General features: G+C 54.4%; 9 protein-coding genes and 1 tRNA gene. 9 read left to right on the top strand and 1 reads right to left on the bottom strand.

Annotated elements, in window-relative coordinates:
* Positions 1–51 precede the first annotated feature (51 nt).
* On the bottom strand, positions 52–2490 hold the full coding sequence (gene nirB, locus HRQ63_RS07840; protein ID WP_172241574.1) for a nitrite reductase large subunit NirB: 2439 nt from the start codon (positions 2488–2490) through the stop codon (positions 52–54).
* A 371-nt stretch (positions 2491–2861) separates the two neighbouring features.
* On the opposite strand from nirB, the gene HRQ63_RS07835 reads away from it, so the two are divergent.
* From HRQ63_RS07835 to HRQ63_RS07795, 9 genes are all read left to right on the top strand, one after another.
* Positions 2862–3623 carry an alpha/beta fold hydrolase gene (locus tag HRQ63_RS07835; protein ID WP_172241571.1) on the top strand — a complete coding sequence of 254 codons (762 nt, stop codon included), beginning with the start codon at positions 2862–2864 and terminating at the stop codon, positions 3621–3623.
* Complete coding sequence (locus HRQ63_RS07830) at positions 3620–4000, top strand: hypothetical protein (RefSeq protein WP_172241568.1); 381 nt, start codon at positions 3620–3622, stop codon at positions 3998–4000. The genes HRQ63_RS07835 and HRQ63_RS07830 overlap by 4 nt, the downstream gene beginning before the upstream one ends.
* A 168-nt stretch (positions 4001–4168) precedes the next feature.
* Positions 4169–5272 (top strand): GntR family transcriptional regulator, encoded by a 1104-nt coding sequence (locus tag HRQ63_RS07825; RefSeq protein WP_172241566.1) that lies wholly within the window; start codon positions 4169–4171, stop codon positions 5270–5272.
* A 133-nt stretch (positions 5273–5405) separates the two neighbouring features.
* Positions 5406–5489 (top strand) — tRNA-Leu (locus tag HRQ63_RS07820).
* 192 nt (positions 5490–5681) lie between these two features.
* Entirely contained in the window at positions 5682–6473 is a 792-nt protein-coding gene (locus HRQ63_RS07815; protein ID WP_172241564.1) for a sugar phosphate isomerase/epimerase family protein, read from the top strand.
* A 41-nt stretch (positions 6474–6514) separates the two neighbouring features.
* Positions 6515–7636 (top strand): Gfo/Idh/MocA family protein, encoded by a 1122-nt coding sequence (locus tag HRQ63_RS07810; protein ID WP_172241562.1) that lies wholly within the window; start codon positions 6515–6517, stop codon positions 7634–7636.
* A 203-nt stretch (positions 7637–7839) separates the two neighbouring features.
* Complete coding sequence (locus HRQ63_RS07805) at positions 7840–10428, top strand: excinuclease ABC subunit UvrA (protein WP_172241560.1); 2589 nt, start codon at positions 7840–7842, stop codon at positions 10426–10428.
* 153 nt (positions 10429–10581) lie between these two features.
* Positions 10582–11199: a 50S ribosomal protein L25 gene (locus HRQ63_RS07800; RefSeq protein WP_172241558.1), complete on the top strand. Its 618-nt coding sequence runs from the start codon at positions 10582–10584 to the stop codon at positions 11197–11199.
* 293 nt (positions 11200–11492) lie between these two features.
* Positions 11493–13028 carry a hypothetical protein gene (locus tag HRQ63_RS07795; RefSeq protein WP_172241556.1) on the top strand — a complete coding sequence of 512 codons (1536 nt, stop codon included), beginning with the start codon at positions 11493–11495 and terminating at the stop codon, positions 13026–13028.
* Positions 13029–13033: the final 5 nt, after the last annotated feature.

Here is a 13033-nt window from a genome sequence, read left to right as displayed (position 1 = left end):
AGCTCTCTTCCGAGACGTTTCGTTTGACCAGATTGCACAAAGCGGTAAATCTTACGCTTGAGTAACGGCCGGTTTCGCGGTTTCGAACAATTCGCTGCGCATTTTCTTGTCGTTCAGCACTTGTTTCCAAGGGTCTTCGACGAAGGTCAGCGCATGTTCGATACTGTCGATCAGCGTGCGGCGATACTCGACGTCTTCAACGGTCTTTTTATAAATGTCTTCCAGGCCGATCCGTTCCACCCATTCCGACGTCCGTTCCAGATAGTTGCCGGTCTCGCGGTAGTATTGCATAACAGCGGCTACCGTATCGGTCAACTCTTCGTCCGTTTTCACTTTGCAGAGCGAGTCGGCCAGTCTTGCCTTAATCCCGCCGTTACCGCCGATGAAGATTTCCCAGCCGCCGTCGTTGCCGACGATCCCGATATCTTTCGTGCACGATTCCGCGCAGTTCCGCGGGCAACCGTTAACCGCGAGCTTGAACTTGGCCGGGAAGTCGAGACGTTCGAATTTGCGTTCCAGCATCGCGCCGACAGCCATCGAGTCCTGCGTGCCGAAGCGGCAGTATTGCGAACCGACGCAAGTCTTGACCGTGCGCAGCGATTTGGCGTAAGCATAACCCGAAGGCATATCGAGTTCTTCCCAGACTTTCGGCAGGTCTTCCTTCTGCACGCCGATCAAGTCGAGACGTTGTCCGCCGGTCACTTTAACGGCTTTGACATTGTATTTGACCGAGACATCGGCGATTTTTTTCAAATCTTCCGGTGTCGTGACGCCGCCGTACATTCTCGGAACGACGGTATAGGTGCCGTCTTTTTGGATGTTGGCGTTCATGCGTTCATTGACGAAGCGCGATTCTTTCTCGTCTTTATGTTCGCCCGGATAGATGACGCCCAAGTAGTAGTTGACGGCCGGCCGGCATTTCGAGCAGCCTTCCGGGTTGTGCCATTCCAGCACGTGCATGACTTCTTTCGTGGTGCGCAGTCCTTTTTCCTTGATGCTGGCTACGATTTCTTGACGGCTGAGCGGCGTGCACGCGCAGATGCCGGTTTTGGCTGTTTTCTTGAATCCGTCGCCGAGGACGAAGCTCAGGATTTGTTCTACGACTGGTTTACAGCCGCCGCACGATCCGGTAGCGCCGGTGCAGGCTTTAATCTCGTCGACGGTGGTCAATCCTTTTTCATTGATCGCATCGACGATGACTTTCTTCGTAACGCCTTTGCAGCCGCAGACGATTTCGTCGTCCGCCATTTTTTCGACGGCTGCCGTCTTGGACTTGCCGCCGCAGTGGCCGCCCGTGCCCATCAGATCGCCGTAGATTTCGTCCGTCATTTCGGTGCCTTCGCGAACGTACTTTTGCAGCGAAGCCGATTCCGTTACGTCGCCGAACAATACGGCGCCGACGATCTTGCCTTGATCAAGCAGAACTTTTTTATACGTGCGTTTCCATTCGTCTTTGGCCGCGATCACGGTATGCCGAGGACCTTCGATGAATTCGCCGGCCGAGAACACGTCCACGCCGGAAATTTTCAGCTTGGTCGACGTGATCGAACCTTCATAGCCTGCCGTTTCGACGCCGCAGATATGTTTAGCTAAAATATTGCCTTGTTCGAAAAGAGGAGCGACGAGGCCGTAGCAGATCCCGCGGTGCTCGGCGCATTCGCCGACCGCATACACGTCCGGTGCCGAGGTGCGCATGAAGTCGTCGACCAGAATGCCCCGATTGGTCTGGATGCCGCTGACTTCGCCGATTTGTTTGTTGGGACGGATCCCGACCGCCATGACGACGAATTCCGCATCCAGCTCTTCGCCGTCGGTGAATACCAGTTTGCGTACGCGATGATCGCCCTGCATTTCCGCGGTCGATTTGCCCATGGCGAATTTGATGCCTTGACGTTCCAATTCCGTTTGGAGCATGGCCGAAGCTTGCGTATCGAGCTGGCGTTCCATCAGATCGTTCATCAAATGGACGACGGTAACGTCCATGCCGAGTCCGACGAGACCTTTGGCTGCTTCAAGGCCGAGCAAGCCGCCGCCGATGACGGCTGCCGTCTTGTATTGTTTGGCGGCTTCAAGCATTTGGTCGCAGTCCGCGATATCGCGGAAGCCGACAACGCCTTCGCGTTCGCTGCCCGGAATCGGAAGCATCAGCGAATTCGAACCGGTCGCGATCAGCAATTTATCGTAAGATGCAGTCATTCCGCCGTCCGTGACGACTGTTTTATTCGCAGTATCGATGTTCGTTACGGTTTGTCCGGTATGAAGAGCGATTCCGTTCTCCTTGTACCAGTTCCAATCATTGATGACGATATCGTCGATGGTTTTGCTTCCTTCAAGCACGTAGGAGAGCATGATCCGGTTGTAGTTGGGGTGAGGTTCACTACCGAATACGGTAATGTCAAAACGATCGGTCAGCTTCAAAATTTGCTCCAGCGTATTGATGCCGGCCATGCCGTTGCCGATCACGACGAGTTTTTCTTTTGCGTTCGTCATAACGATGTGCCTCCTTGGCGTTTGAATTCGGTGTAGGAAAATCGCGACCTGTAGTTGAATAGGCAGGAAAGGCGATTTGTCATCATAATGTGACTTTATTCACAAGTTAACATTCACTGAACGGCGGGACCGGAAGATCCGGCGAGCCGCCGCTATTTCAAATTTGATCTAACTTACATTCTCATTATAATTAATTAAAATTCAAGGGGTTGGTGATTGTAGTCACATCAAATGTGAAATTATTCACTTAAAATTGTCACAATTATTTTGGATGCTTGCCTACGTAGTCTTGATCGTAATAAAGATGTGTTAAAATCAATAAAAAAAGTACCGAGTCAATGCCAAAGATGCTGTTGGAAAGGTGGGTTTTAATGAAATGGACGTATACGGAGTCGGGCGATCCGAATGCTCCTTTATTGATATTCGTGCACGGCGGCGGGGTAGGCGGTTGGATGTGGGATCGTCAGGTAAAGTCTTTTCAACAATATCATTGCTTAGTGCCGGAACTTAAGGAATCGGAAGATCCGAAAGAAAAGCCGGGTTTCGCTATTGAACGAAGCGCGCGGCAGTTGATCGATCTGGCGGGGCGAAAAGGCGCAGGCCGCCCCATTTACGCGGTCGGTTTTTCGCTTGGAGCGCAGATCGTGATTCAAATGATGAACGACAGTCCGCATCTGCTGCACGGAGCCATGATCAATAGCGCTTCGGTTGCTCCGATTCCTTTTGCCGGCAGAATGATCGGTCCCGTGGTTCGTTGCAGTTTTCCGCTGATTCGCAATCGACGCTTTTCGGCTCTTCAAGCCAAAGCTTTGCATATTCCGCCCGGGCAATTCGAAACGTATTACGCACATAGTTTAAAAAGCAGCCCGGATGCTCTGATCGGCATATTGCGGCAAAGCTTGACCTATCGGTTGCCGGCAGGATTCTCGCGTTCCGACGCTCGCGTTCTCGTCACGGTGGGCGAAAAGGAAAAAAGAGTCATGCATAAGTCGGCGGAGCAGCTCGTGTCGGTACATCGAAAAGCGCAAAAAAAGATTTTGCCCGGCGTCGGACACGGCATTCCTTTGGCGCAACCGGAATGTTTCAACACGATCCTCAGAGAATGGCTGGAGGAAGGAGAAGAGAGGAAATGAAAACAACGCGCAGAACGATTGTGGTCGGAGATCGAGCCTTCGTGTATTGGCATGCGGGCGGCGCCCGATTTACGCTGTATCTTTCGCCGAAAGAACAAAAGAATACCAAACTCGTGCTGGTCTTCCCGGCTTTTCCGCCTGACGAAGATCCTCATACCTCTTGGACGTTTTATGAAATCTCGGCGCGGCAAAACGGAGAGTCCGCCAATATTCACTTGGGAAGACCTCGATCTATTGCGGAGATCATTGCCCATTTGCAGCGGCGACGACCGGAGCTATGGCAGATCGGGCAGACGAAGTTAATCGAAAATGCGTGGACGCTGCTTGACGAGATGGGGTATACCGAGTGTAAACCGTTATGGAAAGGGGAATTTTAGCTTGCATTTTAAGTGAACCGCAATTAAGATTTTCTTGTACGTACCCTTTCGTAAAAATACATATTTATCTTAAATGTATGTACAACTTCATTCTGCATATTCGTAAATGAAACCGCTCTCTTTTTAGTTTGAACCGTGATCGTCAATCATAGACCGAGGTGAAATCCAATGAGCAAGCGGCTTCCTAAATATATCCTGTTAAAAAACGAACTGTTGAGCCGGATCGAAAGCGGAAAGCTTTCTCCCGGCAGTCAGGTTCCGTCCGAAAACGAGATAGCCGAGCAATTTTCGCTCAGTCGGCAAACCGTCCGTCAAGCCTTTTCCGAGTTGGAACGCCAGGGCTTGCTTGAGCGGGTGCAGGGAAAAGGAACGTTTGTCCGACATGCCGCTGTTCGCGCAGAAGCGATGCAGCCGCGCACGATCGGGATCGTAACAACGTATATCTCGGATTATATTTTTCCTCATATTGTAAGGGGAGCCGAAGCGGAGCTGCGCAGTCGGGGGTATCGATTGCTGCTGGCGAGTACGGACAATGACAAGGAAAAAGAGATGGAGTGTTTGCGCCTGATGCTGAGCGAGCCGTTAAGCGGGCTGATCATCGAGCCGACCAAGAGCGCCGAAGGCAATCCGAATCTTCCGTTTTACCTGTCGATGCAGTCGAAGAATTTGCCGTTCCTGATGATTAACGAGCGTTACCGCGAGCTGGAAGTACCTTGTTTGAGAGTAGATGACGAGCAGGGTGGACTTACGGCCGCGCGTTACCTGATTAAGCAAGGACATCGCCGTATCGTCGGCTTTTTCAAAACGGACGATCTGCAGGGGGTTAACCGTTTGAAAGGATTCATGCATGCCCACCGCGAAGCCGGAATTCCGTTAGATCCGGAGCATGTAGTCACCTATACGACGTCGCAGAAGAGCGAGCTGCCAGTGAAAAAGCTGCGCGAGCTGCTAGCCTCTACGGATCGCCCGACCGCATTATTTGCTTACAACGATGCGTTGGCCGTTCCGCTCTTGAACACGGCTCGCGAGATGGGAGTGTCCGTGCCCGGCGAGTTGTCGATTGTCGGATTCGATGATTCGGCACTTGCGCTGGCGGCAGGAGTTCCGCTGACGACGCTTACGCATCCGAAAGAAGAATTGGGGCGGGAAGCGGCCAGGCGGTTAATCGCGATGATCGAAAATGAAGCGGGCGCGCCGAGCGAAGATACGGGAGAGTTCTTATATGTGCCGAAGTTGATCGAGCGAGATTCCGCATCGCCATTGAAGCGATGAAAGTTGGATGTACGAATACTCGCTAAAAGGGATCGGTAGATTCGACGAACAACTTTTTGCCAAAAGGGCTTGCGCTTTGCCTGCTCGCCGTGTTATATTATTTGGGCAGGACATTTTGTCCGCTGCATGATATGCGGTCGTGGCGGAATTGGCAGACGCGCACGGTTCAGGTCCGTGTGGGCTTACCCCCGTGGAGGTTCGAGTCCTCTCGACCGCATCATTGAATAAAAATCCCTTGAATTCGTCTTAGGACGGTTCAGGGGATTTTTGTTTTTCTCGGCAAAAGAATCGTATTCGAAAGACAGGCGCAATAACAGACTGCAAAAGTGTCGCAAAAACGGATTCCTTCGGGAATCCGTTTTTGATAGGGTAGAAATAGACAAACCGGAATGAAAAGGAGTCGCCAGCTATGAAATTGGGAATTATTGCGACAGTTGAAGAACGCAGCTTCGTCGAAGCCAAGCGCAGAGGGCTTAGCTTCCTGGAGTTTTGCGTGAACGAAGGAGACGACGTGGACGCGTTCTGCGATCGTCGGGAACAGATTGCGCAGTGGAGCAAGCAGTACGGGATCGAGATCGGTTCGATCGGACGCTGGAAGTCGGAGCGGATCGATAAGAACGGAGAGATCCTTGCGGAAGAGTTGGATCGTTGCCGCAAACTCATCGATATCGCTTCCGCGCTGGAATGCCACAGTTTCGTCGTGGGCTGCAATTACGTCGAAGAGCTGTCTTTTTATGCGAATTGCACCGCGGCGATCCGATTTTTCGGCAAGCTGCTCGATTACGCGCAAGACAAAAACGTGAACGTTTCCACCTATAATTGCCGCAAAGTGAATTTCGTGAACAAGCCGGACGTCTGGAAAATCGTGCACGGCCATCTGCCGGAGCTGGGCATCAAGTTCGATCCGTCGCATGCCCGCTTTTTCGGGGGAGATTATTTGCAGGAGGCGTTGGATTGGGGACATCGTTTCTATCACGTTCATCTCAAGGGGTCGCTGTTGGTGAACGGAGTAAAAGTCGACGAGCCGCCGGCAGGAATGGATCAGACGGATTGGCCTTCATTCCTGGCAGTGCTAAGAAGCACGGGATATAACGCCGGACTTAGCATCGAACCGCGCAAATCGGCTTTGCCGGACGAGCTGGCAGCAGCAGGCATCGATTATTCGGCCGATTACTTCCGCAAGCTGCTGCTGCAACCGTAAACGAATCCTATTGCATCGTTTGAAAAAGGGGGACAACCAGCATGGACAAGTTGAAGTATGCCTTGATCGGAGCCGGAGGCAACGCCGAGAAAAAGCATATCCACGGCTACAAGGAACTGCATGATATCGAAGTCGTGGCGATCTGCGATGTCGATATCGACAAGGCATCCGCGATGGCGGCTCGGCACAACGTACCGAATGTCTATAGCGATTACAAAGAAATGATACAAGCGGAGCGACCGGATATCGTCAGCGTCGTCACGCCCAACTTTTTGCACGCCGAGATTACGGAATATGCATTGTCTCATGGCGTGAACGTGCACTGCGAGAAGCCTCTGAGTCTGCATGCGGAGGAAGCCCGGCATATCGTGGAAGCGAGAAACCGTTCCGGCAAGCAGGTCATGATCGGTCTGAACAACCGTTTTACGAACGAAGCGATCTATTTGAAAAAGTGGATCGACGACGGCAATCTCGGCCATATCTACAGCGCCAAAGCCGGTTGGGTGCGTCGCAGCGGCATACCGGGGCGCGGCACATGGTTCACGGACAAAGCCCGCGCCGGAGGCGGCGTGTTGATCGATCTCGGAGCGCATTATATCGATCTGGCGCTGTATTTCATGGGCATGCCGAAAGTCTCGTATGCAGCGGGGCGAATTTACCAGAACTTCATGCAGACCGGAACGCGGAATCGGCATGGCTATACCGGGATCGAGAATGGCATTTTCGACGTCGAAGATGCTGCGCACGGCTATATCGCTTTGGAAAACGGGGCAAGCCTGGCACTCGATTTCAGTTGGGCCGCGAACATCGAAGAAGAGCGGTTCTACGTGGAACTGATGGGAACCAAAGGCGGGGCTACTCTGATCAACGGGACCTTGAATTTGTTCGGGGAACACAACGGAATTTGTCTCGATATGAAGCCCAAGCTTAAAATCAACCCGTTTCTGCAATTGACCGGAGAATTCCGTCATTTTGTCGATTGCATCAAGGATGAAAAGCAAAACCTGATTGCTCCGGCGGAGCATGGCTTGTATTTCGCGGAGGTCGTGGATGCTTTTTATGAAAGTGCGGAGACGGGACTGCCGGTAGTGCTGAATGCGGGAAGCACGGAGAAATCGATCGGTAACGAGGCGAATGCGTTCAATGCCGGAGGGAACGTCTAGTTTTTCATGTCAGGGGAGACTGTCTTCAAGCCTTGCTGCGGCCTGAAGCCGGTCTTTTTTGTGTTCGAAAAGGTTTCGGCAGTTTCGAGCGGTCGGAAAGCGCCCAACTGATTTAAGCACTTCCGAATGCGGTAAACGTATCAGGACAGGATCGGTTGCCGATCTTGTCCGAGAACGAAAATCCGCAAAAGGGGGTCTTGATCATGAATGCCGACTTTTTCTCTTCACGCTCCGAGCGCCGACGCGAATCCGACGGCATGATCCGCGTGCGCGGGGCGAACGAAAACAACTTAAAACATGCCGATCTCGATCTTCCGCGCGATTCGCTGGTCGTTTTTACCGGCGTGTCCGGTTCAGGCAAGTCGTCGCTCGCTTTCGGCACCCTGTATGCCGAAGCGCAGCGGCGCTATCTGGAATCGGTCGCACCGTATGCGCGAAGATTGATTCAGCAGGCGGGCGCGCCGCAGGTCGAAAGCATCGAAGGACTGCCTCCGGCGGTCGGGCTTCAGCAGCAGCGGAGCGTGCCGCAGGAACGCTCGACCGTAGGCAGCTTGACCGCCGTGTCCAACGTGCTTCGCATGCTCTACGCGCGGGCCGGCGATTACCCGGACGGCCAAGGCGTGCTGTACGCCGAAGACTTTTCGCCCAATACGCCGCAAGGCGCTTGCCCGGAATGTCAGGGACTCGGACGGATTTACGACGCGACCGAAGAATCGATGGTGCCGGATCCCGGACTCAGCATCCGGCAGCGCGCGATCGCGGCTTGGCCGGGAGCCTGGCATGGACAGAACTTGCGCGACATTCTGATCTCGCTCGGGTACGACGTGGACAAACCGTGGAAAGACCTCCCGCAAAAAGACCGCGACTGGATCCTGTTCACCGAAGAAAAGCCTTCGGCGCCGGTCTTTCCCGATCTGAGTTACGAGGAAATCCGGGAAGCCGTCCGTTCCGGACGACGTCCCGACTACATGGGCAACTATACCGGCGCCCGGCGTCAACTGCTTAATATGTACGCCTCTGCCGATACGCCGGGACGCAGACAGCGGTTGGAACCGTATCTGGCAGTCCGTCCTTGTCCCGCGTGCGAAGGCAAACGTTTGAAACGCGAAGCGCTCTCCGTGACGTTCGCCGGACTGGATATCGCGGACTTGTTCCGCTTGCCGGTCGCGGAGCTTCGGGAAAAGCTGGAAGAAGGCGTTCGCTTGCATCGCGCGGATTCAAAGAAAAGGAAAAGCGCCGAAGGTCCCGAACGCGAAACCGAAAAAGCGCAGGTCGCCAAACGTCTGGTCGACGACGTATCGAGCCGGCTGGAACGGCTGATCGCGATCGGCGTCGGCCACTTGTCGCTGGATCGTCCGGCGCCTACGCTGTCGTCGGGCGAGCTTCAGCGCCTGCGTTTGGCGACGCAGCTGATCTCCAAGCTGTTCGGCGTCGCTTACGTGCTGGACGAGCCGTCGGCAGGCCTGCATCCCGCCGACGGCGAAGCGCTGCTGGAATCGCTCGCCGCGCTGCGGGACGCGGGCAATTCGGTACTCGTCGTCGAGCATAACCTCGACGTGATCAAGCATGCCGAATGGTTGGTCGATATCGGACCGGAAGCGGGCGAACGGGGAGGACGGGTCTTGTACAGCGGACCGCCCGAAGGTCTGGAATCGGTCGAAGAATCGATCACCCGCCGATACTTGTTCGCGGAAGCTCCTTCGGTGCTCAGGGAGACGCGGCAGCCTGAAGGCTGGTTGAAGATCCGGCAGCTTTCTTTTAACAATCTGAACGAATTGGACGTCGATATTCCGCTCGGCTGCCTGACGGCGGTGACCGGCGTATCCGGTTCGGGCAAATCGAGCCTCGTATCGACGGCGCTTCCGGCGCTGCTGTCTTCGCGCCTGGGCGATCTTCCGAACGATCCGGAAGAAGAAGAGGAAGAAGAAGAGGAAGAAAACCAAGGCCGGCAGGTATCCGGGCAAGTCTCGGGCGATTTGGATTCGCTTCGCCGCCTGGTGCGAATCGATCAGAAGCCGATCGGACGGACGCCGCGCTCGAACTTGGCGACTTACACCGGATTGTTCGACCATGTACGCAAGCTGTTCGCGGACGCGCCGTTGTCGCGGGAGCGAGGATACAAAGCGGGCCGCTTTTCGTTCAACGTGGCGGCGGGACGCTGTCCGAACTGCGAAGGACAAGGTTTCGTCCAGATCGAGCTGATGTTTTTGTCGAGCCTGTACGTGCCTTGCCCGGAATGCGGAGGGGCGCGTTATAACGCGGAGACGCTCGAGGTGAAATGGAACGGCCTGACCGTTGCCGACGTGTTAGGGCTCACCGTGGAAGAAGCGGCCGGGATTTTCGCGCAGCAGCAGTCGATCTCCCGTCCGCTATCGGTGCTGCTGGATCTGGGACTCGGCTATCTGAAGCTCGGACAACCGGCGACCGAATTGTCGGGCGGCGAGTCGCAGCGCATCAAGCTGGCTTCCGAGCTTCAGCGCGCGCAGCGCGGCCGCGCGGTCTACTTGCTGGACGAACCGACCAACGGCCTGCATCCGGTCGACGCGGACCGGCTGCTGCGCCATTTGGACGCGTTGGCGGAAGCCGGGCATGCGGTCATCATGGTGGAACACAATATGCGGATCGCCGCGCAGTCCGATTGGATCATCGATCTGGGACCCGGAGCGGCGGCTCAAGGCGGAAAGATCGTGGCGGCGGGAACGCCGCATGAAGTATCGACGAGCAAAGACAGCCGCACCGCTCCTTACCTGGCTCCGCACCTGGTTTCGGGCGCGGGAGAAACCGCGGATTGAGCGAACTTGTTGCCGGCGATTCCGGGCGGGTGATACAAGTTAGCGTCTGCGGGGTAATAGAATAACGTGAAGACGACGGAAAGCCCGGCCAGGCCGGTATCCCAGTTCTTTCCTAATCGTCGGTTTGTCCAATTCCGAGGAGGTCGAGTAATCATGAGTAAAGCACTTGAAGCTGAAAAAAGAAGCGGTTTTAAACGTTCCGATATCAGAGTTCTGCGCGAAAGCGGACGCGTTCCGGCTGTCGTATACGGCAAGAAAGCGGACGGCATTCCGGTTCACGTCGATGCCAAAGATTTGCTTCGCCACGTTCAACGCGGCGGCGCGGACATCTTCTCGTTGAAAATCAAAGACGGTTCTTCGACTCAAGTCATGATCAAAGACGTTCAACGGATCAACGGACGGATCGTGCATGCGGATTTCCTGCAAATCGACAAAAACACGACGGTTCGCGCGACGATCGCCATCGATTATCAAGGCGAAGCGAAAGGCACGAAAGAAGGCGGAATTCTCCAAATTCAATCGACTGAGCTGGAAATCGAAGCGTTGCCCGACGACCTGCCGAGCTCGTTGGAAGTCGACGTTTCGAACTTGGAAATCGGCGACAAATTGACGGCGGCGGATCTTCATCTGTCGGATAAAGTCAAACTGTTGTCTTCCGAAGAAGAAGTCATCGCATCCGTCATCGTTCCGCAGGTTATGGAAGAGCCGGAAGCTGCTGCTGAACCGGAAGTGGCACCGGAGCGCGTAGGCGACGAGGAAAAATCCGAGTAAGCCGAGTACTTGTATATCATGAAATAAAGCAGAGCCGTTTTCCTTCGGGAAGACGGCTCTTTTTTTGCATGCCACTCCGAAAATAACAAAAAAAATTTTAAAGCAAGGAAGCCGGATAAAGAGCGAGTTGTTCATTTTTCACATATGGGATCTTTTTACTTTTTGCTCAAAAATGAGTTTCGGCACAAAAAATGTATGGTAAAAAAGAAGTAGACACAGTTGGACACTTTGCAATAAAAAGGTCGAATTGGGTCGAAATCAGGAAATGTCGAAAGCAGAAAGGAGGTGAATCAGTGAAAAAACGAATGCTGGCAATCGTCTTGGCGGCATCATGGATACTGGTCTTCCAGACCCATTCTGCCGAGGCCAAATTTGCCCCGGGACTTCTGGACAATGTGCTTAAAGGAGCGGTTGATGTCGTCGATCAAACGGTCGGCGGCGTATCCGATTCGGTCAATCAGAAAGTAAGCGGCGCGACAAGCGCGCTGGAGCAAACGGTAAGCGGAACCTTAAATCAGACGCAGCAAGCGGTCCAAGATACGTTGGATGTTGCGGGAAAAGCGACCGGAGGGCTGCTTGAACCGGTTACGACTCCAACAACAGACAGTGCAGGCAGTGTGGTCAATACCGTGGAACAAGTAGTGAAAGACGCGAATATCATCGTTAATGAAACCGTTGACATTCCGCTGAACACGGTTCCTCAAGTGACAGGAGCATTAAACGGCAAGGCTGCCGATCCTGTAGGCACATTACTGGAAGAAACGGGGCAGACCGTCAAAGCAGTCGAACAGACGGTCAAGAACACGACGGAAAATGTCGGAAGCATCGTGGAAAGTGTCGGACCTGTAACGGAAGGGGCCGGCAATACGGTAGGCGAGGTCGTCGAGACGGTGGCAGATACCGTGAAAGAAACGGTGAAGCCGATCACCCGGCCGGGAAAGGGAGGCGGCACACCAAGCTTGCCTACGGTTCCGATTGTTCCGACTAACCCCGGAACACAGACTCCGACGCCTTCGCAACCGGATAAAGAGCCGGGTAAGGGGAACGGTCAGGAGCCGGGAAGCGGACAACATCCGTCAGCGCCAACGACAGGAACGGAGACGACGGCGCCTATCTCAACGACGACCGAATCTTCGGGTAGAACCGGAGCATCGGACGAAGGACGCACCACAGTGAATCCTTCCGAGGTAGCCGGACAGGCTGTGCACGTTCAGGAAGCTCAACGTATTGTCGCCGGAGAGGTGCTGATCCCCGATTTACCGGAGAATCAGCCTTCCTTGACCGAGGAACCCTCGACTGAACCGAATCAATCCGTATCGATTGCGGGTTACGGACGGGATGATGCCGAAGAACTTTCGTTGGATGCACAGCCGGCAGATATGACTTCGGAGCGATTACCCGATCTGTCTGCCGTAGAGGTATTCGGCGTATTCCCGAATGAAAAAGCGGCAGATACGTCTTCGCGAGACGGGGAAGCTGCTCCGATTCGCGAGAACAACACGCCTTCCGCGACTTCTTCCGCAGAACTTGCAGAGCCGAAGGACAAGCAGGCAGCGCCTCTTGCACCGCGCGAAGGCCGTCAGCCGCAAGCACCGGTCGTACCGGGATTGCTAAGCGAAGGCTCGCCGACACGCGGCGCTTCGGGACCGTCGCAAGGCGGCTCGGGATTTGCGGGGCCTCAGCCTCCGATCGCGCAGCTGTACGCCGGCTTCATGCCGACAGTCTCGGACCCGTTATATCGTTTGAAAGCAACATCAGATACGGAAGGCAGTCAATGGATCAACGCGCCGCCTTTTTCACCACCGAAGCAAGCTCCCTTTTTGACGTAAAAATC

It is taken from the genome of Saccharibacillus endophyticus (genome assembly GCF_013185185.1).
In the GTDB taxonomy this organism is placed as follows: Bacteria; Bacillota; Bacilli; order Paenibacillales; family Paenibacillaceae; genus Saccharibacillus; species Saccharibacillus endophyticus.
The sequence above is the reverse complement of the archived record's forward strand: the minus strand, read 5'-3'. Positions and strand labels throughout refer to the sequence as shown.

Bases quoted from the DNA above. Each gene is read 5' to 3' on its own strand.
- HRQ63_RS07835 (WP_172241571.1), top strand. From the start codon at position 2,862: ATGAAATGGACGTATACGGAGTCGGGCGATCCGAATGCTCCTTTATTG.
- nirB (WP_172241574.1), bottom strand. From the start codon at position 2,490: ATGACGAACGCAAAAGAAAAACTCGTCGTGATCGGCAACGGCATGGCC.
- HRQ63_RS07825 (WP_172241566.1), top strand. From the start codon at position 4,169: ATGAGCAAGCGGCTTCCTAAATATATCCTGTTAAAAAACGAACTGTTG.
- HRQ63_RS07805 (WP_172241560.1), top strand. From the start codon at position 7,840: ATGAATGCCGACTTTTTCTCTTCACGCTCCGAGCGCCGACGCGAATCC.
- HRQ63_RS07800 (WP_172241558.1), top strand. From the start codon at position 10,582: ATGAGTAAAGCACTTGAAGCTGAAAAAAGAAGCGGTTTTAAACGTTCC.
- HRQ63_RS07815 (WP_172241564.1), top strand. From the start codon at position 5,682: ATGAAATTGGGAATTATTGCGACAGTTGAAGAACGCAGCTTCGTCGAA.
- HRQ63_RS07810 (WP_172241562.1), top strand. From the start codon at position 6,515: ATGGACAAGTTGAAGTATGCCTTGATCGGAGCCGGAGGCAACGCCGAG.
- HRQ63_RS07830 (WP_172241568.1), top strand. From the start codon at position 3,620: ATGAAAACAACGCGCAGAACGATTGTGGTCGGAGATCGAGCCTTCGTG.